At 52.8% G+C, this 22,772-nt stretch carries 19 protein-coding genes; 5 read left to right on the forward strand and 14 right to left on the reverse strand.

Annotated elements, in window-relative coordinates; all coding sequences use genetic code 11:
- Nucleotides 1-69: 69 nt before the first annotated feature.
- The 5 genes from glnQ to rhtA form a co-directional block, all read right to left on the reverse strand.
- Nucleotides 70-792 (reverse strand): glutamine ABC transporter ATP-binding protein GlnQ, encoded by a 723-nt coding sequence (gene glnQ, locus WC7_RS17920; RefSeq protein ID WP_003035246.1) that lies wholly within the window; start codon nt 790-792, stop codon nt 70-72.
- Nucleotides 789-1,448, reverse strand: coding sequence for a glutamine ABC transporter permease GlnP (glnP, locus tag WC7_RS17915; protein WP_003035248.1), 660 nt, complete (start codon nt 1,446-1,448; stop codon nt 789-791). The genes glnQ and glnP overlap by 4 nt, the downstream gene beginning before the upstream one ends.
- Before the next feature lie 107 nt (nt 1,449-1,555).
- Nucleotides 1,556-2,302, reverse strand: coding sequence for a glutamine ABC transporter substrate-binding protein GlnH (gene glnH, locus WC7_RS17910; RefSeq protein WP_016152370.1), 747 nt, complete (start codon nt 2,300-2,302; stop codon nt 1,556-1,558).
- 365 nt (nt 2,303-2,667) lie between these two features.
- The gene (gene dps / locus WC7_RS17905) at nt 2,668-3,171 is read right to left on the reverse strand and encodes a DNA starvation/stationary phase protection protein Dps (protein ID WP_006685362.1); all 504 of its coding nucleotides are present in this window, start codon (nt 3,169-3,171) and stop codon (nt 2,668-2,670) included.
- A gap of 303 nt (nt 3,172-3,474) precedes the next feature.
- Complete coding sequence (gene rhtA / locus WC7_RS17900) at nt 3,475-4,362, reverse strand: threonine/homoserine exporter RhtA (protein ID WP_016152371.1); 888 nt, start codon at nt 4,360-4,362, stop codon at nt 3,475-3,477.
- Nucleotides 4,363-4,773: 411 nt separating this feature from the next.
- Between rhtA and ompX the strand changes: the two genes are divergently transcribed.
- Nucleotides 4,774-5,289, forward strand: a complete 516-nt coding sequence (gene ompX, locus WC7_RS17895; RefSeq protein ID WP_016152372.1) for an outer membrane protein OmpX — start codon at nt 4,774-4,776, stop codon at nt 5,287-5,289.
- 63 nt (nt 5,290-5,352) lie between these two features.
- Here the strand turns inward: ompX and WC7_RS17890 are convergent, their stop codons facing one another.
- Together WC7_RS17890 and mntS are read right to left on the reverse strand one after the other, a co-directional pair.
- Nucleotides 5,353-6,939 (reverse strand): phosphoethanolamine transferase, encoded by a 1,587-nt coding sequence (locus WC7_RS17890; protein WP_016152373.1) that lies wholly within the window; start codon nt 6,937-6,939, stop codon nt 5,353-5,355.
- Between the two features lie 276 nt (nt 6,940-7,215).
- Complete coding sequence (gene mntS, locus WC7_RS17885; RefSeq protein WP_016152374.1) at nt 7,216-7,344, reverse strand: manganase accumulation protein MntS; 129 nt, start codon at nt 7,342-7,344, stop codon at nt 7,216-7,218.
- 186 nt (nt 7,345-7,530) lie between these two features.
- Between mntS and mntR the strand changes: the two genes are divergently transcribed.
- Complete coding sequence (mntR, locus tag WC7_RS17880) at nt 7,531-8,004, forward strand: manganese-binding transcriptional regulator MntR (protein ID WP_003831586.1); 474 nt, start codon at nt 7,531-7,533, stop codon at nt 8,002-8,004.
- Complete coding sequence (locus tag WC7_RS17875; RefSeq protein ID WP_016152375.1) at nt 8,001-9,110, forward strand: anion transporter; 1,110 nt, start codon at nt 8,001-8,003, stop codon at nt 9,108-9,110. Before mntR ends, WC7_RS17875 begins: the two co-directional genes overlap by 4 nt.
- Before the next feature lie 80 nt (nt 9,111-9,190).
- Here the strand turns inward: WC7_RS17875 and ldtB are convergent, their stop codons facing one another.
- Nucleotides 9,191-10,111: a L,D-transpeptidase gene (ldtB, locus tag WC7_RS17870; RefSeq protein ID WP_003035268.1), complete on the reverse strand. Its 921-nt coding sequence runs from the start codon at nt 10,109-10,111 to the stop codon at nt 9,191-9,193.
- A 232-nt stretch (nt 10,112-10,343) separates the two neighbouring features.
- Here ldtB and WC7_RS17865 point away from each other — a divergent pair, with 232 nt between their 5' ends.
- Nucleotides 10,344-11,936, forward strand: a complete 1,593-nt coding sequence (locus tag WC7_RS17865) for an ABC-F family ATPase (protein WP_016152376.1) — start codon at nt 10,344-10,346, stop codon at nt 11,934-11,936.
- A 51-nt stretch (nt 11,937-11,987) separates the two neighbouring features.
- On the opposite strand, the gene WC7_RS17860 is transcribed toward WC7_RS17865, so the two are convergent.
- Together WC7_RS17860 and WC7_RS17855 are read right to left on the reverse strand one after the other, a co-directional pair.
- Nucleotides 11,988-14,354, reverse strand: a complete 2,367-nt coding sequence (locus tag WC7_RS17860) for a glycoside hydrolase family 31 protein (protein ID WP_016152377.1) — start codon at nt 14,352-14,354, stop codon at nt 11,988-11,990.
- A gap of 14 nt (nt 14,355-14,368) precedes the next feature.
- Nucleotides 14,369-15,670 carry an MFS transporter gene (locus WC7_RS17855; RefSeq protein ID WP_016152378.1) on the reverse strand — a complete coding sequence of 434 codons (1,302 nt, stop codon included), beginning with the start codon at nt 15,668-15,670 and terminating at the stop codon, nt 14,369-14,371.
- A gap of 298 nt (nt 15,671-15,968) precedes the next feature.
- On the opposite strand from WC7_RS17855, the gene WC7_RS17850 reads away from it, so the two are divergent.
- The gene (locus WC7_RS17850) at nt 15,969-17,072 is read left to right on the forward strand and encodes a LacI family DNA-binding transcriptional regulator (protein ID WP_016152379.1); all 1,104 of its coding nucleotides are present in this window, start codon (nt 15,969-15,971) and stop codon (nt 17,070-17,072) included.
- Here WC7_RS17850 and WC7_RS17845 read toward each other — a convergent pair.
- The 4 genes from WC7_RS17845 to WC7_RS17830 all read right to left on the reverse strand — a co-directional run bounded on the left by WC7_RS17845 (nt 17,039) and on the right by WC7_RS17830 (nt 22,732).
- Complete coding sequence (locus tag WC7_RS17845; RefSeq protein WP_016152380.1) at nt 17,039-18,304, reverse strand: DUF1479 domain-containing protein; 1,266 nt, start codon at nt 18,302-18,304, stop codon at nt 17,039-17,041. The two genes, WC7_RS17850 and WC7_RS17845, sit on opposite strands and share 34 nt — an antisense overlap.
- Nucleotides 18,305-18,457: 153 nt before the next feature.
- Nucleotides 18,458-19,273 (reverse strand): Cof-type HAD-IIB family hydrolase, encoded by an 816-nt coding sequence (locus WC7_RS17840; protein WP_016152381.1) that lies wholly within the window; start codon nt 19,271-19,273, stop codon nt 18,458-18,460.
- A gap of 121 nt (nt 19,274-19,394) precedes the next feature.
- Nucleotides 19,395-21,827, reverse strand: a complete 2,433-nt coding sequence (locus WC7_RS17835; RefSeq protein WP_016152382.1) for a glycyl radical protein — start codon at nt 21,825-21,827, stop codon at nt 19,395-19,397.
- 5 nt (nt 21,828-21,832) lie between these two features.
- Nucleotides 21,833-22,732, reverse strand: a complete 900-nt coding sequence (locus WC7_RS17830) for a glycyl-radical enzyme activating protein (RefSeq protein WP_016152383.1) — start codon at nt 22,730-22,732, stop codon at nt 21,833-21,835.
- Between the last annotated feature and the right edge of the window lie 40 nt (nt 22,733-22,772).

Consider the following 22,772-nt stretch of genomic DNA (forward strand, 5'->3'; position numbering starts at 1 on the left):
GGCGGGGGAGAAATGAAATGAGAGGATTCTGGTGAAAAACCTCCCTTCAGGCGAAGGGAGGGAGAGCTATCAGGAAACGTGCTGCAAGAATTCCTGTAAACGTTGGCTGGGCGGATTTTCAATCAGGGCCTGCGGATTACCGTCTTCGGCTATACGTCCCTTATCAATGAAAATCAGGCGTGAAGCCACTTTTTCGGCAAAGCCGATTTCGTGGGTCACAATCACCATGGTCATCCCTTCCTCCGCCAGATCCTGCATAACTTTCAGAACTTCGTGGCGCAGTTCCGGGTCCAGCGCTGAGGTTGGCTCATCAAACAGCATCATTTTCGGCTTCACCGCCAGCGCACGGGCGATCGCCACACGCTGCTGTTGACCGCCAGACAGCTCAGAAGGGTAGTGATGCGCACGCTCGGCCAGACCTACTTTCGCCAGCAGCTCTTTAGCCAGTTTCTCGGCCTGTTCTTTATTCGCCCCGCGTACGCGCTGCGGTCCGAACATGACGTTTTCCAGCGCCGTCAGATGCGGGAACAGGTAGAACTGCTGAAACACCATCCCGGCTTCCTGGCGGATTAACCGCTCGTCTACCTTTGGATCGTTTACCTTCAGACCGTCGACGATCAGATCGCCAGAGGTTATCTCTTCCAGTTTGTTAATGCAGCGCAGCAGGGTTGATTTGCCGGACCCGGATGGTCCGATAATTACCACCACTTCGCCCTGCTGAATGTTCAGGTCAATATTGTGCAGCACCTGGGTTGGGCCAAAGTGCTTAGAAACGTTTTTAAACTCAATCACAGGATTTTCATCCTTCTTTCCAGACGACGCAGAATGAAGCTCAGCACCAGCGTAATGATCAGATAGAACACCGCAACGGCGCTCCAGATTTCCAGTGCGCGGAAGTTACCGGCAATGATTTCCTGGCCCTGACGGGTCAGTTCAGCGACGCCAATGACAATAAACAGCGAGGTATCTTTAATGCTGATGATCCACTGGTTGCCCAGCGGTGGCAGCATACGACGCAGCGCGAGAGGTAAAATAACGTGGCGGATAGTCTCTGTACGTGAAAGCCCAAGCGCCAGTCCGGCTTCGCTGAATCCTTTATGGATTGAGAGCACCGCGCCGCGGGTGATTTCCGCAATATAGGCGCCGGAGTTGATCATGATGGTGACAACAGCGGCGCTAAAGGGATCAATGCGTAAATCGTTAAATGCCATTGGCAGGGCAAAGTAAATAAACATCACCTGCACAACGATTGGCGTACCGCGAATGACTTCGATAAACACCAGCGCTACGTGGTTGGCTATCCAACCGCCGAAAGTACGCGCAAACCCTGCTGCAAGCCCGATTATCAGACCGCCTGCCAGACCGAGGACCGAGATCCACAGGGTCATTTTGGCGCCTTCAATCAAAAGCGGGATGGCGGGCCAGATGGCACTCCAGTCAAACTGCATATTTCGTTCCTGTTACCGTGGTGAGAAAAGTAATGAGCCATAACGCGATGACTCAAAATTGCAGGCCCGGCGGCGCTGGCGCTACCGGGCGTTACAGAACGTTCTTGTTATTTAGGTTCGGTACCGAACCATTTTTTGTAGATTTCGTTGTATGTGCCGTTCTCTTTCAGCGTTTTCAGCGCGCCGTTCACTTTCTCACGCAGTTCATCGCTGCCTTTCGGGAAGGCGATACCGTACTGCTGGGCTTCCAGGGATTCGCCTACAGCTTTGAACTGACCGTTGCCAGCGGTTTTGATGAAGTAAAGAATGTTTGGCGTGTCGTGCAGCACGGCGTCTGCGCGGTTGGTGCCCAGTTCCATATATGCGTTATCGATATTCGGGAACTGACGCAGATCTTTGGTTTTGATGTTAGCTTTCGCGTAATCAACGGAACCCGTGCCGCTCTTCACAGCGACGACTTTACCATCCAGATCTTTCACGCTTTTCACGTCGTTATTATTCGCTTTGACCATCACTAACAGACCGCTTTTGTAGTAGCCGTCAGAGAAGTCGATCGCTTTTTTACGCTCATCAGTGATGGTGATACCCGCCAGCGCCAGGTCGATATTCTTGGTTTGCAGAGCCGGGATGATGCCGCTGAAATCCATTGGTTTCAGTTCATAATCCAGCTTCAGTTCTTTGGCCACGGCAGCCCACAGATCCACATCAAAACCAACGTATTTGTCACCCTGTTTGAATTCGAACGGTACAAACGCGGTGTCGGTTGCGACAACCAGTTTCTTATCTGCGGCATGGGAGGACACCGCAAAAGCCAGGGTAAGTGCAGCCAGTGAGACTTTTAATACAGACTTCATAGGATTTCCTTTTATATCCACGGGGCGATCCCCTGCGAGAACATATGGCTTAATGAAAAAATCGTGCCAGTTTTGCAACTCATTGTTTTAACAAGAGGGTGTCTCGTTTCTCTGCACAATAAGTAGGGCAAAGTGGGCGATCTGCACTGTTTTGGGGCACCCATTTGGTGCGTACCTGACACGGTGCAAACGGTATGACTATTTAGCGTAAAAATTGTTGATAAAACAATCTTTCGTTAACGATTGTGTGAAGTGATTATTACAAATAATTTACTTTGGAGTGACGAACGATCAATGTCATGCACCATAGATGTGCAAAACCCCCGCCAGGGCGAGGGTTATATAGGTAATTCTTATGTCTGCTGTTATTCAATGTTGGCTTCGATAAACCACAGGAATTTGTCGAGGTCGCGTGAAGCGGCGGTGAAGATATCTGCTGTATCTTCGTCTTTTGCTTCGCTAATGGCTTTACGGACGCTGTTAGCGACGACGGCATAACGATCGGCCAGCTCTTTTAAGTGGTCCTGTACGCTATGGATATCCAGCGGATAGCTTTTCAGAGGCGTTTTGCTGTTAATAACCTGGGTGGTACCCAATGCCACACCGCCTAACTGTACGGCGCGCTCAGCCATGGTATCGAGGTGGTCGGTCAGGGCAGTACGGAAGCCATCGAGCATTTCATGCACAGCAATGAAGTTCGCGCCGCGCATGTTCCAGTGAGCCTGTTTGGTGATCAAAGACAGGTCGATGAACTGGATCACTTGCTGATTCAGCAGCTCTACGGTCGCTTTCTTTTCGCTATCTGTTACATCGTTGCGGGTATAAAGGAGGGCAGATGCTTTTGTTTTTACCAGTTTTGCGGTACTCATATTTTCATATCCTCTTGATAATTATGTCCCAGCTCTTCAACGGGAATAAGTATAGCGTGAATTTTGGATTTATTTTTCTGGTGTTACCTATCACTTTAATAGCGAAGAGAGGGCTGGATATGAAATAGCCAATAAAATCATATAGATATGATGGTTATTGATGGGGGTGTGTTATTTTTATGTTAATGTAAAAATTTCAAGAAATATGCAGATGAGAAAATTATATTTATTAGAATAATTATCACGCAGATTTACAATTGGATATTCTGCATGATTATGCAAACCATGCAGAATATTAAGTAGTTAATTCACGTCAACTTGCTTAATTTGTGGTTCTTTGCGAATAGTGAGCGTCGAACCCATTGATGCGACAATAATGGCGCCCAGAGCGAGCGTCTGGACAAGCGTCAGCGTTTCACCGAGGAAGATCATTCCTGAAACCGCAGCCAGTGCGGGTTCCATACTCATCAGAGTACCAAAAGTGCGCGTTGGCAGCCGCGTCAACGCAATCATCTCCAGCGAGTAGGGAAGCGCAGTGGAGAGGACCGCAATGGCCAGGCCTAACGGCAGAATGGACCAGTGCCACAAGGTATCCCCAGCCTGGAGCGCGCCGATGGGTACAAAAATCAGCGCCGCAATTAATGACCCTACCGCAACGGTCGCCGGACCATGTTCCGCGCCGGCACGCTGCCCGGTAAGAATATAGATTGCCCAGCAGGCGCCAGCGCCCAGCGCCAGCGCAGCGCCGGTTAAATCCACGTGAGAAACGTCCTGACCTAACGGCAGCAGGAACCAAAGTCCGAGTACAGCCAGTGCAACCCAAATGAAATCCACCGGACGTCGGGATGAAAACAGCGCTACCGCGAGCGGGCCGGTGAACTCCAGCGCTACGGCAATTCCCAGCGGGACGGTCTGGATTGACAGGTAGAAGAGATAGTTCATCCCGCCCAGAGACAGACCATAAAACAACAACGGCAGGCGTTGTTCTTTGGCGAATCGCAAACGCCAGGGTTTAAAGAAGGCAATAAGGATGAGGGTGCCCAGCGCAAGGCGCAATGCGGTAACGCCCGGCGCACCGACGAGTGGGAATAGCGATTTTGCCAGAGATGCTCCGCTTTGAATGGAGGACATAGCAATAAGCAAAACCAAAATAGGCAACCAGACTGGCGCTTTACGTGACGACCCCGGCATCCTTTCTCCTGTCAAATGATAATTACACGCCTTCATCTGCGTGACGTTGCAAATTTGCTACGACACGGATGACGTGATGTATAGAAAAGTAAAACAGCGAGTGTAATGGAAATACGCACCGCTGGTTGAGTATTCGTTGAAAAAAAAATTGCTCAGTTCCGTACAATGGCATGAAAGTGATGGATTAATAATCTGTGTGATTAGGAATATTCTGGATGAATGTGCCATATTTTGCGCGCAATAATGGCATTTTAGGTTAGAAAAGTGATGTTAATTGAAAGAGATAGCGGGTTTCTGAAACGTTCTGTTACATGAAAGACCCCGTTAGACATCGCGAATCGCAAAGAGTTTCCCATCAATTTTTGGTATATTTAAAACTTAGGATTTACTTGAAGCACATTTGAGGTGGTTATGAAAAAAATTGCATGTCTTTCAGCACTGGCCGCTGTTCTGGCTTTCTCCGCAGGTACTGCTGTAGCTGCGACTTCTACCGTTACCGGTGGTTACGCTCAGAGCGATGCTCAGGGCGCAGCGAACAAAATGAACGGTTTTAACCTGAAGTATCGCTACGAGCAGGACAGCAACCCGCTGGGTGTTATCGGTTCCTTCACTTACACTGAAAAAGATCGTACCGATGCGTCTGGCGACTACAACAAAACCCAGTACTACGGCATCACTGCTGGCCCGGCTTACCGTCTGAACGACTGGGCAAGCATCTACGGTGTAGTGGGTGTTGGCTACGGTAAATTCCAGAACGCAGCATCCCCGGCTGATAACCACACCACCAGTGACTACGGTTTCTCTTACGGTGCTGGTCTGCAGTTCAACCCGATCGAAAACGTTGCTCTGGACTTCTCCTACGAGCAGAGCCGTATTCGTAGCGTTGACGTTGGCACCTGGATCGCTGGCGTGGGTTACCGCTTCTAATCACTTCGGTGATACAAAAAATCCGCCTCTCGGGGCGGATTTTTTTTGTGTGCAATTCAGAGATTAACGAGATTTGGTCTCAAAGATGTCGGTACCCAGATGGTTGTAGTCCACCTTCTGCAATTTGAAGTTGGTGATGTACACCGGGCCAGCCTTTTTCTCAGAAATAAAGCGGTAGCTGTTGGTGATTTCCTTCGCGCTTATCCCCGTCCACTGCGAGAAAAAGCTGAGGAAATCATTGGCGGAGCGACGGGCTTTAATCACCCGGTGCGCTTTATCATCGCTCGACAGCACCATAAATGGTACCTGGAAATTCTGCTGGAACTGATCGTCATGCGCCAGGTACTGCACCTCTTTCCCCCGCTCTTTAAACGCGAGGCCATGATCGGAGAAATAGACCATTGAGAAGCTGTTACCGCTGTTACGTAACTGATCGTAAAGCTGGCGCAGCAGGTCATCCGTCTGCGTCATGGTGTACAGATAGCAAGATGTCTCTTTCGACTGGACGAAAGTCTCGTATTTACCCTGCGTCCGGTCGCAGGCCTGCGGATGCGAGCCCATTAAATGCAGCACGATAAGCTGTGGCTGAGTGCGCTCGGTTGCCAGCACCTGGGCGGTCATCTTCAACAGCGCTTCATCACGGGTATTTTTATCCGCTTCGAAATCACCGCTTTTGAGGAACTGAACTTCATCAGCTCGCTTCGCAATGCTGGCGATGGCCGTATCGTATTCACCAATCTGTCCCTGATTGGAGAACCACCACGTCTGGAATCCCGCGCGGTTGGCCAGAGTGACAAAGTTATCCTGGAACTGGGGTTTATTGTCTACCACCCGATTTAGCGTCAGGCCGAGTGATTTTTGTGTCGAACCGCTTGCCGCGATGTAATCCGCGAAGATGTAGCCGTTAACGGAACTGGCAAACGGCGTGTTATCCCAGTGACCACCAAAAGCGCCTAACGCATCGCGGCGGGCGCTTTCGCCGATGACCACCACGTAGGTATGATACTTCGGCTTCACGGCGGTTACCGTCCAGCTGTCTTTCACGCTCGCCAGCTTCGCCATACGCTCTTGTTCGTCGAGCACTTCGTTGTTATTAACGATAACGTCCTTGGCAAAGCGGAAAACCGGATAGCCGGTGTCTTTCAGCTTGAACACGCCGCCCCAGGCCAGGTTTTGCACCGGGGTTACAAAGAACGCGACAACGCTGAACAGCAAACAAATGCTGTCGAACTTATTCCAGCTACGCTGCGGCACCTCTTTTTTACGGCGTACAGCGATAACACCGAGGGCGAAAATAAACACCCCAACCAGATAACTGTACCAGGGGAAGATGGTCAGGATTTCAGTAGACTCTTCCATATTGGTTGAGTGCAGCGCCAGCAAGGTATTGAAGTTCGGTGAACCGTAAGCCTGGCCAAACGGGAAGTACATTGCCGCTACCAGCGAGCAAATGCCAATCAGCACTTTCTGCGCACGCGGCGCGCTGCGCCACAGCAGCATCAATATACAGGTGAAAGCAACGCTATAGAGCAGGCTAAGCGGATAGCCCAGCGCAAGGTTGATCAGCAGAGACTGTAAGAAATAGAGGCCAGTCCACGGACTAATCGCCCGGCTACGAGCAATGATTGAATCTTTGAGGGTTAAATTCATATGCCACTGTTACAAAAACGCCATGTGCTTACCCTGGCGCTAAGGGTCATTGCCTGCCTGAGAGAGCGAGAAGGGGGATAGGGTCCGCATCCGCGAGCCGCAATATATGCAGGGCTGCGAAAAGATAGAGTGTGTGCAAGAGAAGGTCAACTACTACTAAGAAATTGTTTTGCGAGGGGCGTGGCAAATCTGACAAAAAGAAGGGTTATTGGCACGAAAACGATCACCGTATCCGAGTTACGGCAGGAAAATGAAGCGGCGTACCGCGACGCCGCATTATTTATCTGCAGGCTTATCCTGCTCTGGTTTGCTGTTAATCATGTCGCACAGCATAGAGATCAGCATTAACCGTACTTTAAAGGGAGAGTGGCTAAACACGCGTATACACCTCTTAAATTCATTCATATAAACCTCCTGACTTCACGATCCCATCAGTCCTTGAGGGATGTCTTTATTATATACAGATATAGCACAGGCTATATTATATAGCTATTGCTAAAACGTTAATTTTTTGTGCCCACGCAACTCTGGTTTACAATGAGCGTTCTCTAATCAGATGCCGTTAACGCGTCACAGTAACGAGGAAGCAGAATGAGTCGTCGCGCAGGTATGCCAACAACAAAAAAAGTGACGCAATTGGTGAATGTCGAAGAACACGTTGAAGGATTTCGTCAGGTCCGGGAGGCACATCGCCGTGAGCTGATTGATGACTACGTAGAGCTGATTTCCGATCTCATTATTGAGGTGGGTGAAGCGCGCCAGGTAGATATGGCCGCACGGCTTGGGGTTTCCCAGCCGACGGTTGCTAAAATGCTTAAGCGTCTTGCTTCAGTTGGGTTGATTGAAATGATCCCCTGGCGGGGCGTGTTTTTAACCGCAGAAGGTGAACGACTGGCTCAGGAGAGTCGGGAGCGTCACCAGATTGTGGAGAATTTCCTGCTGATGTTAGGTATCAGCCCGGAAATTGCCCGTCGCGATGCGGAGGGAATGGAGCATCACGTCAGTAAGGAAACGCTGGAGGCTTTTAGCCGGTTTACGCAACAGCAAGGCACAGGCTCTGAATGAGTTTTCCTTTACTACGCGCCTTACAGCGCGATCGCTTTTTTCAGCTGTTAATCATCGTCGGGGTTGTACTGAGCCTGTTCGTGCCATTTACGCCACGGTCGTGGCCGGGGGCGATAGACTGGCACACGATTATTACGCTCAGCGGCCTGATGTTACTGACCAAAGGCGTGGAGCTAAGCGGTTACTTCGATGTGTTAGGGCGCAAGATGACCCGGCGCTTTAACACCGAACGTCAATTGGCGATATTTATGGTGCTGGCGGCGGCGCTGCTGTCGACGTTTCTGACCAACGATGTTGCGCTGTTTATTGTTGTTCCGCTGACGATCACCCTGAAAAAATTGTGCGCCATTCCTGTAAATCGCCTGATTATCTTTGAGGCGCTGGCGGTAAACGCCGGATCGTTGCTCACGCCAATAGGTAATCCGCAAAACATTCTGATGTGGGGACGCTCCGGCTTATCGTTTACCGCGTTTACCTGGCAGATGGCGCCGCTTGCGGGGACCATGATGCTGACGTTGGTGGTGCTGTGCTGGTTCAGTTTCCCGCATAAAGCTTTGCATTATCATACCGGTACGCGCGCGCCTGACTGGCAACCGCGCCTGGTGTGGAGCTGTCTGGGGCTGTATATCATTTTCCTGGCGGCACTGGAGTTAAAACAAGAACTGTGGGGCCTGGCGATCGTCGCGGCAGGATTCATGGTGCTGGCTCGCCGCGTGATCCTCAGCGTGGATTGGACACTACTGTTGGTGTTTATGGCGATGTTCATTGATGTGCACTTGCTGACGCAACTCCCGGCCTTGCAGGAGATTACCCACCAGATTGGCACGCTTTCAGCGCCGGGGCTTTGGTTGACGGCCATTGGCCTGTCGCAGTTTATCAGTAATGTTCCCAGCACGATTTTGCTGCTGAACTACGTCCCGCCAACGCTGCTGCTGGCCTGGGCGGTCAATGTGGGCGGTTTTGGGTTGTTGCCTGGATCGCTGGCGAATCTTATTGCTTTACGGATGGCAAACGATCGACGGATCTGGTGGCGTTTTCATTGGTATTCGGTGCCGATGCTGATATGGGCGGCGCTGGTAGGGTATGGTTTATTGCAGGTGATGTGAGGATTGTGCCCAATGGGGCTGGCGCTTATCGGGCCTACAGGTTAAGTAGGCCCGATAAGGCGAAAGGGCAGTTTTGATGCTTAGTTCAGACGAACCGGCATACCTGAACGGTTCTGTACCGCCTGCTCAACGACGGCCTGATCGACGTCAGACTGACCGGTGATGCTGGTAATGCTCTTGTTCAGCGTAATCGGTACGATTTCCCCGCCTTCGAACTGTGCTTCAGTGGTAGACAGTGGGTTGTGTACTTCGATGTAACGGCTGCCGTCTGGTTCAGTCGTGGCTTTTACCGGCTCATCGATAAACTGTACGCGGGTGCCGACCGGCACATTTTCAAACAGGAATTTGATGTCGTCGTTACGCAGACGCACGCAACCGTGGCTGACGCGTAAGCCGACGCCGAAGTTAGCATTGGTGCCGTGGATGGCGTACAGGCGACCGATATATAGCGCGTACAGGCCCATCGGGTTATCCGGACCTGCCGGAACAACAGCTGGCAGCGGTTCGCCCGCAGCGCGGTATTCCGCATGCATTTTTGCCGTTGGCGTCCAAGTTGGGCCCGCTTTTTTACGTTCTACTTTGGTGGTCCAGTTGATTGGCGTGTCTTTGCCCAACTGACCAATACCGATCGGCAGAACAATAACGGTGTTGGTGCCTTTCGGGTAGTAGTACAGACGCATTTCAGCGCTGTTAATAACAATACCTTCATGCACGGTATCCGGCAGGATCAATTGCTGAGGTATGTTCAGGACGGTGCCGCCCTTCGGCAGGAAGGTATCCACGCCCGGGTTGGCTTCCAGCATATTAGACAGACCCATCTGATACTCCGCCGCAAAATACTCCAGCGGTTGGGTGTTGCCTTCAGGAATAGTGATGACCTGGTTTTGGCCGATCAAACGGCTGCCATCGGTAGGCAGCGGGTACGTGACGGCAGAAGCGGTGTTACAAAAACCAACTATTGCGAGTGCCGCCGCGAAAAGCGTTGTTAATTTCATATTCATGTTCATGTATGCGAGATTCAGTGCCAGGCAGGCTAGTGGGTTGAGATTTATGTAGTGTTGGGCACGCATTATATGTGCAATCTGAGCAACAAGGAATTCGGATGTGTACTAAATCACATTTTTTTCCTTTTGCTTTCACTTTATCCCTTCAGCATCAAGGCGCGATCTTATTGCAGACTTATGGCATAATAAGCGGTTCGTCACATATTTCTTTCTCTTTCAGGATACGCCAGTGTTAGTTTCCAGCAACGTCACCATGCAGTTCGGCAGTAAGCCGCTGTTTGAAAATATTTCCGTCAAATTTGGCGGCGGCAACCGTTACGGCCTGATTGGCGCGAACGGTAGCGGTAAATCCACTTTTATGAAAATTCTCGGCGGCGACCTCGAACCGACGCTGGGCAACGTTTCCCTCGATCCGAACGAGCGTATTGGTAAGCTGCGTCAGGATCAGTTCGCCTTTGAAGAGTTCACCGTGCTTGACACCGTGATCATGGGTCACGGTGAACTGTGGGAAGTAAAGCAGGAGCGCGATCGCATTTACGCCCTGGCCGAAATGAGCGAAGAAGACGGCTATAAAGTTGCTGACCTTGAAGTTCAGTATGGCGAAATGGACGGCTACTCTGCGGAAGCGCGTGCGGGTGAATTGCTGCTGGGCGTAGGTATTCCGGTAGAACAGCATTATGGCCCGATGAGCGAAGTCGCCCCCGGCTGGAAGCTGCGTGTGCTTCTGGCACAGGCGCTGTTCTCTAACCCCGACATTCTGCTGCTCGACGAACCAACGAACAACCTGGATATCGACACCATCCGCTGGCTGGAGCAGACGCTGAACGAGCGTGACAGCACCATGATCATCATTTCGCACGACCGTCACTTCCTGAACATGGTCTGTACGCACATGGCGGATCTGGACTACGGCGAACTGCGTGTTTATCCGGGTAACTACGACGAATATATGACGGCGGCAACTCAGGCGCGTGAACGTCTGCTGGCCGATAACGCCAAGAAGAAAGCGCAGATTGCCGATCTGCAATCCTTCGTCAGCCGCTTTAGCGCCAACGCATCTAAATCTCGTCAGGCGACTTCTCGTGCGCGTCAGATTGATAAAATCAAGCTTGACGAAGTGAAGGCGTCCAGCCGTCAGAACCCGTTCATCCGCTTCGAACAGGATAAGAAACTGTTCCGTAACGCGCTGGAAGTGGAAGCGCTGACGAAAGGGTTTGATGAAGGTCCGTTATTTAAGAACTTTAACCTGCTGCTGGAAGTCGGTGAGAAAATTGCCATTCTGGGTGCCAACGGCGTGGGTAAATCAACCATGCTGAAGACGCTGGTCGGCGAATTACAGCCGGATAACGGTACTGTGAAATGGTCTGAAAACGCCCTGGTTGGTTACTACGCGCAGGATCACGAGTACGAATTCGAAAACGATCTGACGGTCTTCGAGTGGATGAGTCAGTGGAAACAGGAAGGCGATGATGAGCAGGTAGTACGTAGCTTCCTTGGTCGCTTGCTGTTCAGCCAGGACGATATCAAGAAACCTGCTAAAGTGCTGTCCGGTGGTGAAAAAGGACGCATGCTGTTCGGTAAGCTGATGATGCAGAAACCGAATATCCTGGTAATGGATGAACCGACCAACCACCTGGATATGGAATCTATCGAGTCGCTGAATATGGCGCTGGAAATGTACCAGGGCACGCTGATCTTCGTTTCTCACGACCGTGAGTTCGTCAGTTCGTTGGCAACCCGCGTGATTGAAATTACGCCGGAACGCGTAATCGACTTCACCGGTAACTACGAAGATTACCTGCGTAGCAAGGGCGTCGAATAATTTTCCCTTCTCCAGCCCCTCGTTCTTTGGGGGAGGGGCTGGAGGAATAGGTTATTTTCGCACCCACTCAGAAACGGCTTCACCATTAATCAACAACTGACGTTTTTCATCGGCAGGCAGCGTTACCTTCAGCGCGTCCCACGCCGGACGATAGTCGCCACGGGTATTGATTTTCAGATTGATGGCCTCTGCGGTGCAGACCATCTCCCATTCTAACCACAACGCATTGCCCTCTTTGTATCCCCAGGACTCGCCATCATCTTCGAACAGCAGGCCGGACGAACTGCCCACGCCTTTCACCGGGAAGAGTTTCAGTTCCCGTGAAGTATCTTCGGCAACGTTAACGTAGGTAATACGCTCGCTCAGCGGTAAACCCGCGCCCGCGCGAACCAGCAGCGGCAGTTTCTCCAGCGGCGCATCAAGCGTGACCCACTGACCGCCGCTAAACCACGCACCGGTGTAGAAATCATACCAGCCGGTTTCGTTATCCGGCAGCCACACCCGGCGCTGACGCTCGCCTTGCTCGACTACGCTTGCCACCAGAATATCGCGGCCCAGCAGGAAATCATCGCACTCTTCAAAGGTCTGTACGTCGTGCTCGTGATCAAGGAACGTCGGACGTAACATCGGTTCATCGTCGGCGTGCGCTTGCCACAGCAAGGTGTAGAGATACGGCAGCAGGCGGTAACGCAGCTCAATCGCGCTGCGAATCGCCGGGGTCACGCCCGGATACATCCACGGTTCGTTGACCGTGTGGTCGTCGTTCCATGAATGAATGGTAAAGCGTGGATGCATCACGCCGTTTTGTACCCAACGTACAAACAGTTCCGGGTCCGGTTTGTCACCGGAGAAGCCACCGACGTCATGGCCCAGGTTGTACAGCCCGGACAGGCTCATTCCCAGCCCCATGCGGATGTTATAGCGCAGAGTATCCCAGTTGGTGCGGTTATCGCCGCTCCAGGTTTGCACGTAGCGCTGCATTCCGGCGCAGCCTGAACGGGAAATCAGATACGGGCGCTTGCCCGGCGCAAAGCGCTGCTGCGCTTCCATTGAGGCGCGGATCATCAGCAGCGGCATCACCGGGCGAATATGCTTAATCGCAATCTCATCGCCAAAGCCGTGACAGCGAGCTTCCCCGTCCCACACTTCAAATTCGTTGTTATCGTTCCAGGTAGAATCGATGCCCATTTCCAGTAGCTGCGTGGTGACACCTTCCTGCCACCAGGCCACGGTCTGTGGATTGGTAAAATCGAGGTGTGAACCTTCGTCGTCCCAGAAGCTGGAACGCTCCGGGCCGTCGCTTTCCGAGTCACGAATAAACAGCGCCTTCTCCGCCACCTCGTGGTAGCGCGGGTGATCCTGCAACAGGCACGGCTTGATGTTAGCCGCCAGATGCAGACCGGCATCGTGGAACGCCTGGCTCATGACTTTTGGCTGCGGCACTTTGTCATAGTTCCAGTTGAAGACGTAGCGCTTGCCGTTAATCGAGGTATAGCCGGAAGAGAGCTGGAACGAGTCGCACGGAATCGCGTGCTCATCACACAGGCGAATAAAGTTCATCAACTGGTTTTGCGCGTCCGGTGCATCAGTGTAATGCATGGTGGAACCGCTATAACCGAGGCTCCATTTTGGCCCGAACAGCGTTTTCCCGGTCAGGCGGACGAAGGCTTTGGTGACGTCCAGCACGCGCTCGCCGGTAAACAGGTAGTAATCGATATCACCAGCTTCTGCCTGCCAGCGGCGATAGGCGGTGTGGTAGTTATCAATCTCGTTGCCTAAATCCAGCCAGCAACTGCTCAGGTTGTCATAAAACAGCCCGAAGCTGATGTCGTCGCGGCGGGTAATGGTGAACGGAATGTGTTTGTACAACGGGTCGGTACTGGCCGCGTTGTAGCCCATCGCGTCAAGATTACGCATCTCGTAGCGCTTGCCGTTACGCTGCAAATCACCGGCTTTATCGCCCAGACCATAAAAACGCTCGTCCTTGCGACGGCTCTGATAGTGCGCCACGCCGTCGCCGTGGGCATTCACCAGATAGGCGCTGGTCGGACGGTCGTTGACCAGGGGTTGCCACTCGCCTGCGGCGTTACGGTAGTGCCACTCCAGCCACAGCTGCTGGTGGACGGTGACGCGCAGTGATTGCGTCGCGATAATCACGGTATCGTCCTGCTGGCTTAGCATCCACGTCGGCAGGCTAAAACCGCTGAGATCTTCACGGTTGCGGCCCTCCCACGGTACATCCTGCGCCGGGGCGATACTCCAGGTACGGTTCAGCGCCAGTTCGCCTTTGCGTTTTAACAACACGCGGAACAGGTTTTCCTCCAGCACGTACAGGCATAGCGTGTGCTGGTTATCAACCAACAGTTCGACGTGGTGGGTAGACTGTTTTTGCAGAGTCCAGTTTTTCAGCGTTTTCATATTTACATCCACTATCAGGCGCGTTTCGCGCGACGTTCAGCAATAAAAGCGACCAGGAAGACAGCGCCAATCAGGTCGAAGAAACCCATGGCGACAAACAGCGGGTTGAAGCCGATTTTGTCGGCGGTCACTCCAATAATCAGTGAGAACAGGAAGCTCGCAATCCATGCGGCGGAACCGCGCATACCGTTGACGGTAGCCATCTGGCCTTTGTCGAACGACTCAACAACCAGCGCGCTTAACATGCAGGAGATGATCTGGTGGCCAAAGCCGCCAATCGACATCAGCACCACGGCAACGATCGGATCTTTCGTCACCGCCACGATGGCAAGCGATACCATCAGGAACGCCCCGGTCACGGAACTGGCGACGGTAGAGTTGACGCGTGAGCAGCCGAACAGGCGCACATACAGGCGGGTTAAATAACCGCTTGCCACGCTGCCGAGGTCGGCGGCGAGGAACGGCAGCCAGGCGAACAGGGCGATCTGCTTGAGATCCATGTTGTACTGTTTGGCAAAATAGAGCGGCATCCAGAAGCTAAAAACCGCCCATGCCGGTTCCGCCATAAAGGCTGGGATGGCGATGCCGTAGAAACGCTTGTTCTTGCCCACGGTTTTCAGCGCGGTCAGGAATGGCAGCTTCACCGGCGGTGCTTCGTTGTCCTGACGGATATAGTCCAGCTCGGCTTTGCCCAGGTTCGGGTGTTGTTCGGGGTTATGGTAGAACGCCCACCACAGTACGACCCATGCGAGCGCCAGAATGCCGGTAAACATAAACGCGCCCTGCCAGCCAAAAGAGGCGTGGGCGAAGTAGATGATGGGCGGCGCAAGCATCGCGCCAATGGAGAAACCCACGCCAGCCCAGCCAGCCGCGACCGGGCGCTCCGCTTTCGGGAACCACTCGCCGATGGTTTTGGCGTTGGCCGGGGTGGCCGCCGCTTCCGCACCGCCCATAAAGAAGCGCAGCAGCGCCAGATGTACCCAGTTACCGGCACCGGCGTGAAGCAGACAGGCCAATGCCCACAGGCTGGCGCAAATCATAAAGCCCAGCTTCAGGCCAATGACGTCAATCAGCCAGCCGCACAATGGCTGGAACAGGGTATAGGCTATCTGGAAAGCACCGACGATCCAGGAATATTGCTCGGTGGTGATCCCGAGGCTGTCTTTCAGCTCCGGAGCAAGGATCCCCAACGAATTACGGGTGATGTAGTTGACGGTAACGCCGAGTAAAAAAAGCACCAGCATCCACCAGCGCAGGTTTTTGACAACGCGGTGCGTTTTGCTGGTTGTCATTTCATTATTGATGCCCTGACTCATAGGGATCTCCACAGGATGATATCGGAAACGGTGGGCAACTACGAGGGGAGTTGTCACACCACTTTTGGTAATGTTTTGATATTTATCAATTTTATTTTTGTTCACTTCCACCGTTCTTGTATGGAAGTTGTTCTACCAATTCACCTTATGAAATAAAAAAAACGCAGGGAAGTAGGTTTTGTGCACGTTTTTTCATGAGAGGCTGGTATACGTTACATATATTCATTTCAGGGCTTATGACGTAAGGGTTACTTGTCATGAAAATTCTTTCATTTATGAATTAGAGGCGGATCACAAAATGGAAAAGAAGCTGAAAATCGCCGAAATTGCCGCGCGTACCGGGTTGTCTGCCAGTACCGTATCGCGAGTGTTGGCGGGGAAGGCCAACACCAGCGCCCGCGCCCGCGAGCAGGTGCTGGCCTGTGCGCGTGAACTGGGAGTCATGGACGCCATGGCGGCAGGAAGGATGCTGCTCAACAGTCTGATCGTCTTCGCACCGCCAAGAGCGTTTGACGAGCGCTCCGATATCTTTTACTACCGCGTGATTCAGAGCATCAGCAAGGCGCTCTCGCCGCACGAGGTGCGCCTGCGCTACTGTGCGCTGGAGGAGAACGACAGCGACCCTGCGCTATTTTTGTCGCGGATGAACGAGCCGGAAACCCAGGCGGCGATCCTGCTTGGTATTGACGATCCGCATATTCATGACCTGGCCGCCGACCTCGGTAAACCCTGTGTGCTGATCAACTGCCGAGACGAACGTATGCGGCTACCCGCCGTTGCCCCGGATCATCGAACGATCGGCGCTTTTGCTGCGCGTTACCTGTTTGAAATGGGCCACCGCGAGGTGATGAATGTGATGTGTCTGCGTCGTTACACGATGGAGCAGCGGCTGGCGGGCATTAAGGAGTCGTGGCGACAGCATAATCTGCGCTTTCAGCATGAGTACGATTTACTGAATATCAGCAGCTTCAGCGCCAAAGTCGCGGAGGAAAAGGTGGGGGAATGGCTGGATGCGCTCGACAATCGCCCGCTGCCGACAGCATTCCTGGTGGGCGGCGATTTTATGGCGGCGGGTACCGTTAACGCCCTGCGTCAGCGCGGGCTGCGTGTGCCGCAGGACGTGTCGGTGATGAGCATTGATGGCTTCAACCTGGCGGCGATTGAGGACGTGCCGCTAACGGCGGTTCACGTGCCGCGCGATGAGCTGGGCGTGGAAGCGGTACAGATGCTGCAACAGCGGCTGATTCGTCCCGATGCACTGGTAGGATCGTTACTGCTGCATGGGCGGCTGGCGGTTCGGGAATCGGTACGGCGGGTGCGCCCAGGAAAAGAGCACACCGCCGTGGAACGGGAAGGGTTGTACGATAATCAGACGTCGATACCCAGCGCGCGCTTGCCGTAAATATTGAGGTCGGCGAGCGTAAAGCGACCCTGCCAGTTGGCTTCGTAGTTTTCGCGCGGAAAATCACCTGGCGATACGCCTTTTTCCAGCGCGGCCTTCACTTTATGGGCGTAGGCCAGATTCTTTTCGCACATCGGTGCGGCAGGGATGTACATCACGTTGCCCCAACCCTGTTGATTTTCTACCGGTGCGACGGAGTGGATCACATCACAATGCCACCAGACGGAGTCTCCGGCGTCCAGTTGCGGAATGCTGGTTAACGCTTCAATCAGCAGCGGATGCCATTGCGCAGAAATAGGCAGAACTCTGCCGGGTGCTACGCCGCAAAGTTCATCTTCCGGCACATCGTCAAGCAATGGACGTAACAGTACCCAGGCCATCGCTTCAGGGATAGGGACCACGTGCAACAACCCCTGACCTGGCAGCATATCAGAGAGTGCAGTCCAGCCCTGGAAGGTACGGAATACTGAACATTTGGTGGTGTTATCCACCGTGTACTCTTCTACTTCAGTGCGATGCGCGGCCTGCCACGGGTCGTAATCTTCCAGCTTACCATTGAAAACATTAGCAAAGACCTGCTGATATGCCGGTAGAAGCCAGCGTTCCAGCGCGCCGGAATCCGTATGCGCGCCCAGCCCTTTGGACGTCGTTCCCGGTGGACGACGGCGTATGCGGTCGGGGTAGATAACGCTGACATCCGGGTTAAACCATTGCTTACCTTCGCCTGCAAATGTCCAAAGACGGTTGAGAAATGACTGCGCATTTGCCATTTCTTCACTCTGACGGGCCTGCATCTGCGCCTGGGACCAGTAGATGGGGTAGATTTCAGGCCGCGATGCGCTCAGGGTACCAAAGAAATTATCGCCCGGTCCTTGGTAAACGTCGTCAAAATGGTTGCGGTCCAGATAGTCCAGCATTGACCTATCCCAATCGAGGGCTTGTTCGCGAGAGAAATGGCCTTTAATGACCGCGCATCCGCGACGCTTAATTTCTTCACGCTGCTCAGCACTCACGCGACCCGCTTTGATATCTGCATAGGGCAACACAGGCCATACCGGAGAGCCTTGCGCTTTGAGGTCGTTGATTTCCGCCACGCGATTGGCAATGGCCTCGCTCAACTGATTGAAAATCGACTGAACATCTCCAAGCTGTTCACGCAATTGCTTTTTCATCTGCCGGATTGCCGCTTTGTGATCGGTGGGCAACGTGTCGCTGGTAAAAGTAAAAGCCATATCCACCTCGCATTAACTTTCATTCGAAACTAATTTAACTTACAGGTGATAATATAAGTTAAAATTTAGTTAACGCAAGTTTAAAATTTGATGGTGTGAGAAACATGAAAAAGCGTGGAAACCGGGGCAAGGAGATACCCCGGTTGGGCAGGATTAGCAATTAAAAGGGGAAGTGTTATCCAGCACCGCCTGAATCACGTTCAGCGCGCCCTGATGGTTATTGTCGTCGGTCTGATAGCGGGCAATCGATTTGATACTCTCTGCCGCATTGGCCATAGCGAAAGAGTAGCGCGCCATTTTCAGCATTTCTGCGTCATTGCCGCTATCGCCAATGGCGACCACATTTTGCGGGGACAGGTTCCAGCGCTTTAGCAGACGGCTGATTCCGTTGGCTTTATGCAAACCAGGAATGATCAGGTCGATAAACCCAAAGCCGCTGGTGACGGGCTTCATTATACCGTCAAGGGCAGAATGAAGGTGATCGATCACTAATGGGATTTGTTGGTCCGGTAAATTCAGCGAGAACTTGAACAGCACATCATCGATGTCCTGATAATCCTTCACGGGTTTCAGGCGATGGTAGTGTTTTGACATCAATGCGACAAAGGACTCGGGGGCATTTTCGCTAACGTAGGCGCTTTGCAGGCCGCAAGCCACAAAGTTGAGATGCGTATCTTTGAGCAGTTCGCCAATGACAATGCGGGATTCGTGGCGGGTCAGCTCACCGTGAAACAGCTGTTTGCCATGTTCAAAGACTAACGCCCCGTTCTCGGCAACAAAAGAGATCTCATTTTTGAGTTCCGGGAAAAAGGAGATCAGTTGGTAATACTGATTGCCGCTGGCCACGACAAATTCAATATCCCGTTTTTTTAGTTCCTGATACTGCGCCATAAAACGTGCATGATCGTATTTTTTGGCGTCGTCGAGAAAAGTTCCGTCCATATCGGTGACGATAACTTTGATGGTCATACTTGCTCCTGGCTCATAACTGCGACCAGAAACATTTTAATAACAATGTGAGCTAAAGCACAAATTTATTTCATTCGAAAGAAGAATACCCGGCAAGCGAAATGCCGCCGGGTAAGGGGGATTACAGCATATGTTCAGTACGTGCGATGATATCGTCCTGCGCATCTGGAGACAGCGCGGTGAAGAAGGCCGAATAACCTGCTACACGGACCACCAGGTCACGATACTGATCCGGGTGCTTTTTGGCTTCCAGCAGCGTTTCACGGGAGACAATGTTGTACTGAATATGCCAGCCTTTGTGCTCCTCAAAGAAGGTACGCAGCAGGATCATCAGCTTTTGCTTATCGGATTCATTCTCCAGCGTGGCCGGGTTCAGCTTCTGGTTTAACAACACGCCGCCGAGGATTGAACCGGTCGGCAGTTTACCCACCGAGCCAATTACCGCTGTTGGGCCGAGATGGTCCGTTCCGGAAGCCGGGCTTGCGCCTTCTGCCAGCGGAGTGTGCGCCTTACGACCATCCGGTGTGGCCATCGTTGCCGCGCCAAACGGTACGTTTGCGGAGATCGATGAGGTACCCGCGTAGTAATTGCCGCCAACCGGGCCACGTCCATAACGCGGATTATGATACTGTTTCAACTCATTGATATAGGTCTGATAAGCGCGGGCCAGCAGCGTATCAACGCTATCGTCATCGTTGCCGTATTTCGGTGCGCCGTTAATTAGCCGCTGGCGTAATTGTTCGTGGGTCAGACCGTCAAAATCGTCGGCCAGCGCGGCGGCCAGCTGTTGCTGACCGATAGCGCCTTGTTCAAAGACCAGTTTCTTCACCGCAGCCAGGCTGTTGCCGAGGTTGGCAATACCCACCTGCAAACCCGATACCCAGTCGTATTTCGCGCCGCCTTGCTTAATGCTTTTCGCGCGTTCAATACAGTCATCTACCAGCGCAGAGCACAGAATATCGTGTACGTTCTCTTCCAGCATGGTGTCGACAACATACTCAATTTCGATAGATTTACGCGTGTAGTAGCGAATCTGCGCATCCCAGGCATCCATCACTTCGTCGAAATTGTTGAAGTTACCAGCCGAGAGCGCTTTTTCCTGTGGCAGAAATACTTTACCGCTGGTGGCATCGCGACCACCTTCCAGCGCTGCCAGCATCACGCGGGCAAAGTTAATAAAGCTCATACCGGTACAGCGGTAGCCCCATTTGCCGCCAACAGCGGTTTCGATGCAACCAATGGCCGCATAGTCATAGGCGTCCTGCGGTTCAATGCCAAGCTTAATGAATTCAGGTATGACGATTTCGTCGTTATTAAAGGCAGGCATCCCGAAGCCGCAGCGGATCACCTGTACACAGGCATCCAGGAAATCATTACTCATCCCTGCATGATAACGCACGCTTAGGTTTGGCTGAGTAGAACGCAGGCGGCCGCAGGATTCCAGAATGGCGTAGGAGAGCGGATTGACGGCATCCATTGCCTGACCGTTAACCAGGTTTTGGCCACCAATGGTCACGTTCTGATACAGCGGGCTACCCGCCGAGGCTTTCGAATGGGAGCCGGAGCGGATTTTGTTCACTTCCAACAGTTTCAGCCAGCAGCTGTGCAGCAGCTCAATGGCGTGCTCACGATCGAGGCTCTGGTTCAGTTCTACGTCACGACGGTAGAACGGATAGAGGTACTGATCCATGCGACCAAACGACACTGAGTGACCATTTGATTCAATTTGCAGGATCAACTGGATGAAATAGCACAACTGCAGCGCCTGCCAGAACGTTTTTGGCGGCTCATGGGCGATCACATCGCAGTTGTCCGCCATGGTCAGCAGTTCATCACGACGACTGGCGCGAGTTTCCGTGGCCGCCATTTTACGTGCCAGCGTGGCAAAGCGCTCAATGTGCAGACTGACGGCCTCCAGCACGATATCAATCGCTTTCAGAAACTGATCGCCATGGAGGTCTTCCAGACATGTCAGATTGATGCGGGAACGACGTTCATCAACTTTGTGGCGCAGGCCGTCGAGACCTTTTTCCAGCAGCAGCGGGAAGTTTACCGCCAGGTGTGCATCACCAGAGGTCATGTTACCTTCAGCTTTGATAATGCCGGTTTCCAGCAGCCCTTTCTGCTCGTCCGTAAACATCCCGTAGCAGCGATCCTGCACGGTCTGACCACGCCACCATGGACACACCTCGTGCAACACGCGTTTGTTCTCTTCGCTTACCGCAAAGCCCGCGCCCGGCCTGTCGGCGAGGTCATCGATCTCTTTTTCAATCCACGACACGGTGTATTCCGGGAAGATTGGCGCGGCACGCACTTCGCTTGCCTGGTTACCAATGATCAGTTCGTCATGCTTGATCCAGATGGTGCGTTCCGCCAGATGATGGGCTAGCGCCAGCGCGCGGCGAACCGGGATAGGTTTATCCAGATGCTGTTGATACATCTCGGTATAGTGCTGGGCGCGCTCGGTACAAACCGGCGGCTTCACGATGTGGATCAGGGCCGTTTTATGCGCTTTGATACGGTCGCTGAGTGTGTCCAGTTTCAGAGTGGTCATGGCGATTATCCTCGTAGGGTCGCGGTTAAACCTTTAAGGCTGGCGTACTGCTGGGCAAATTCGAGCAGCGCAGGCGCATCAAGCGGTTTATCCGGTGCGTTGTAGGGTTGACTGAGTAAGTGGTATTTGTTGATGCCCAGCGTGTGGTAGGGCAAAAAATGGATCTCATCGACGTGAAGCTCGTCGGCAGCAAAATCGGTAATGGCCTGAATAGCGGCTTCGTCAGCGTTGAACCCCTGAATCAGGGGGACGCGGATAACCATTTTTTTACCGGCGGCGGCCAGTTTTTTCAGATTTTCCAGTACGCGAGAGGCGCTGCCATCGGTCCACTGTTTAAACGGCGCGTCGGCGACATGTTTTAAATCGGCCAGGAACAGGTCGACGTCAGGTAATGACGGTTCAATATACTTCCACGGGACATGCAGACAGGTTTCAACCGCTGTATGAATACCTGCATCGTGGCTGGCTTTGAGCAGCGCTGCCGCCAGTTCTGGCTGCATAAAGGGTTCACCGCCAGACAGGGTGAGACCCCCGCCGCTGCGATCGTAAAACGGTTTATCACGCACTACGGTCGCCATGATGTCGTCCACGCTTTTTTCCTCTCCGCAGACGGTCAGCGCCTGGGTTGGACAGCAGTGGGTCAGCGCCGTGAGCGCATCATCGGTCAGTTTTTCGCGATGAATCAGCAATCCACTCAGCGCGCGTTCAATCACCTTCGGTGCGGCCTGAGCACAGAGATCGCAACCGTCGAGGCACAAACGTGCGTCATAGAGCAGATCCTGCGTGCGGGCGCGGCTTTCCGGATTCTGGCACCACCGACAGCCCAGTGAGCATCCCTTAAGGAACACCACGGTACGGATACCGGGACCATCATGTGTGGAATAGCGCTGGATATTGAAAATCATAAGCGGCCTCTCGTCTTTCGTATAAAGATTAAATTACTTT

Source organism: Citrobacter sp. KTE151 (genome assembly GCF_000398845.1).
GTDB classification, from domain to species: Bacteria; Pseudomonadota; Gammaproteobacteria; order Enterobacterales; family Enterobacteriaceae; genus Citrobacter; species Citrobacter braakii.